Annotated in this window: 2 protein-coding genes and 1 pseudogene; 1 reads left to right on the forward strand and 2 read right to left on the reverse strand. The window is 66.0% G+C overall.

All coding sequences use genetic code 11. The annotated features are described in order from the left end of the window. Positions 1-138 precede the first annotated feature (138 nt). Together ABD089_RS12320 and ABD089_RS12325 are read right to left on the reverse strand one after the other, a co-directional pair. Entirely contained in the window at positions 139-675 is a 537-nt protein-coding gene (locus ABD089_RS12320) for an esterase/lipase family protein (protein ID WP_343886728.1), read from the reverse strand. Beyond that, complete coding sequence (locus ABD089_RS12325; protein WP_343886729.1) at positions 672-1,703, reverse strand: alpha/beta fold hydrolase; 1,032 nt, start codon at positions 1,701-1,703, stop codon at positions 672-674. Before ABD089_RS12325 ends, ABD089_RS12320 begins: the two co-directional genes overlap by 4 nt. Positions 1,704-2,149: 446 nt before the next feature. Here ABD089_RS12325 and ABD089_RS12330 point away from each other — a divergent pair. After that, positions 2,150-3,096, forward strand: a pseudogene (locus tag ABD089_RS12330) (IS3 family transposase); the annotation flags it as partial. Between the last annotated feature and the right edge of the window lie 141 nt (positions 3,097-3,237).

Consider the following 3,237-nt stretch of genomic DNA (forward strand, 5'->3'; position numbering starts at 1 on the left):
GCGCGGCCAGGTAGCCCTGCAGACGAACCGACGCCGTTCCGTCCTTGGCCTCATGGCCGATGACCGTGCCCCGCGTGGGTTTCGGCACCTCGGACTGAACCGAGGCATCCGAATCACGCGGCGCACGAGCCGCGCCAGTCAGTGCGCGGTGCGGGCCTGCCAGGCGCTGGTCACCATCTCGTCGATGGAGTGGCGCATCTTCATGACGTGCTCCACGAACATCTTCAACCCCTTGGCACTGTCGCGAATGTCGCCGGTGTAGGCGAAGTTCTGCGCTAGGGAGAGCCTGCCGTTGAAGTTGGGCGAGAACACGCAGTAGCCGAGCGCCCTCAACCGCGGGGAGTACATCGACCAGGCAGAGTAGGCGTCGGAATTGGTTCCAGGGATGAGGACGACCGGCAATCTTCCGTTCGTGGGCCTGCATCCGAAGTCGTTCGCACCGGTCGGGTTCATGCCAGGATGCGCCCACGCCACCGGGGCGGCCCTGTACATCGTGGTCTGGGCAGGGCCATCAGGGCCGGCCGGGACCCCGCCCGGGCTGCTCGGCATCTCCACGCCCGGGGGCAGCGTGGTGGTGTTCACGTCGGTAGCCCGGGCCGGGCCGGACGACAGGCCGGTGAAGGCCAGACAGGCCGCAACGCCGACCCCCAATCGCCGCAGCACGTGCCTGGTCACTGGGCGTACCCGGGAACGAAGACGCACACCGGCGTGCTGGCGTGGTCGGGTGCGAGCGTGTTCAGCACGACCTGGAAAGCGACGGGATCGTAGGTGAACCCAAAGTGGTCGGTGTGGTCGAGGGCACACATGTTCTGCATGGTGATGTTCTCCACACCCGGTTCCTGGATGAATGCGTTCGTGTACGGCGTCACCACGTCGTCATAGCGGGTGCTGATGACGGTGTACTTCACACCGGAAGCGGTCATGCCGCCGTCGTTGAGCTCGGCGAGGAACGGTGACCCCGCCAGCTGTTGCGGCAGGGACTCGTAATTGTGCCGGTCGGCATAGTCCTGGAGGAGGGTGGCGCTGAGGCTGTTCGGCCGGTCCAGACCTGCAAGGGTCCCCAGGCCGTAGACGCTGGTGCCCTTGTTGGAGGGGACCAGGCCTATGAGGCGGTTCACGACCTTGTCGCCGCCGTACCACTTGATGTAGGCGCGGGGGAGGGGACCACCGCCCTGGGAGTGGCCGACCAGATCGACCTTCTCGGCGCCGGTGGCAGCGCGTACCTTGTCGACGTAGTGGGCGAGGAAGGCGGCCGTCGAACGGATGTCACCGGTCGTGACCGCCCACTCACGGTCGGGATTGGTCTCCATATTGTAATTGAACGTGTACACGCACAGACCGGCATCACGCAGCTTGGGGGCGTAGTAGGACCAGGTCGCGAAGGCGTCCTCGCCGGTGCCGGGGACCAGGACCACCGGGTGGCTGCCCGCGGCGGGCTTGCAGGTGAAGTCGTTCGCGCCCCGGGGGTTGGCCCCGGGGTGGAGCTTGGAGTAGGTCGAGGCGGCGGGCCAGGTCGAGAACTGGGGGCCGGTGCCGTTGGAGGGAACCCCGTCAGGACTGTGGGGGGCTGCGACGCCGCCAGGGTGGTCGGGCGTGATGACATCATCCGCAGCGAAGGCGGGTCCTGCGGCGGCCATCGAGACGAAAGAGGCCGCTGCCACAACGGCGGCGAGCGCTGCACCGCGGAACGTGGTTGATCCCATGGATGAACTCCTGTGTTCGAGGCCCAGCGCCACTGCTGGACCGACGCGCCCATATCACCCCGATGTCGAACACGTTTCACCACCAGCGGCCGAATGTGCACTCACTTGCAGGCCTCGGTGAAATTCACTGTGAAGATTCTCAGCCGGGCGTCCCGGAGGAGGGAGCCTGATCCGTTCTCGGACGCCGGTTCTGAGGTGATGACGGCTTCAGGCAAGGAGCCCGTGGTGCCTGTTGCGAAGCCGCCGTGGTTCCGGCGTCGTGCTCTGGAGCTGGTGGACCACGGTGAGCCAGCGGCCCAGGTCGCCTGGTGATCTGGATGTACTCGGCCGAGTGCACCCAGACCGTCTAGACGTCTTTCGGCTCGGCATCCAGCTGGGGACTGCTGCGTGAGTAGGTGACAACCGATCTGTGGGGTCTGAGGGGCCCTGCTGGAAGGATGTGCACCATGCCCAAACCCCATCCGAGAGAGTTCCGCGACGATGTTGTGGCGGTTGCCCGTAAGGGCGAGGCTCCGATTGCTCAGCTGGCCAAGGACTTCGGGATCTCCGAGTCGTGCCTTCGGAACTGGCTCCATGCTGCCGATGTCGCTGATGGCGTGCGTCCAGGCGTGACCGAGGCCGAGGCCAAGGAGCTCCGCGATGCAAAGCGCAGGATCCGGCTCCTGGAGCAGGAGAACGAGGTCCTGCGCAGGGCGGCGGCCTATCTGTCGCAGGCGAACCTGCCGGGAAAATGATGTACCCGCTCGTCAAAGAGCTGGCCGCCGACGGGATCCCCGTCACGGTCGCGTGCCGGGTACTGAAGCTCGCCCGCCAGCCCTACTACCGCTGGCTCACCCAGCCGGTCAGCGACCGCGACCTCGACCAGGCCTGGCTGGCGAACGCGATCTTCGACGCCCACGCCGATGATCCGGAGTTCGGCTACCGGCTGCTGGCCGACGAGGCCCGTGAGGCCGGCCTGTCGGGCTGTGACCGGACCATGTGGCGGATCTGTGCAGCGAATCAGTGGTGGAGCGTGTTCGGGAAGAAGCGGGGCAAGAACGGCAAGAAGCCCGGCCCTCCGGCCCACGACGACCTGGTGAAGCGGAACTTCACCGCGACCGGGCCGAACCAGCTGTGGCTCACCGACATCACCGAGCACTGGACCGACGAGGGCAAGCTGTACGAGTGCGCGATCAAGGACGTGTGGTCGAACCGGATCGTGGGCTACTCGATCAGTGACCGAATGAAGTCCAAGATTGCCGTCGGCGCCCTCAACATGGCCGTGGCCCGCCGAGGTGATGTGACCGGCTGCATCGTGCACTCGGACAGAGGCAGCCAATTTCGTTCCAGGAAGTTCCTGGCCGCGCTCGGCCGGCACCACCTCAAAGGGTCGATGGGCCAAGTCGGCTCCTGCCTGTTAACCGGCTAATGATGGCCGGGAGCCTTGTCAGGAAGGGTTTTGGGGCGTAGTCCTGTGGCATGGAGGACACGGCGATGGTGGTGGGGCTGGTCCGTGATGATGACACAGGCTGGCGGCTGGAGAGTGCGGACGAGG

Origin of the sequence: Luteococcus sanguinis (genome assembly GCF_039527675.1) — a bacterium.
In the GTDB taxonomy this organism is placed as follows: Bacteria; Actinomycetota; Actinomycetes; order Propionibacteriales; family Propionibacteriaceae; genus Luteococcus; species Luteococcus sanguinis.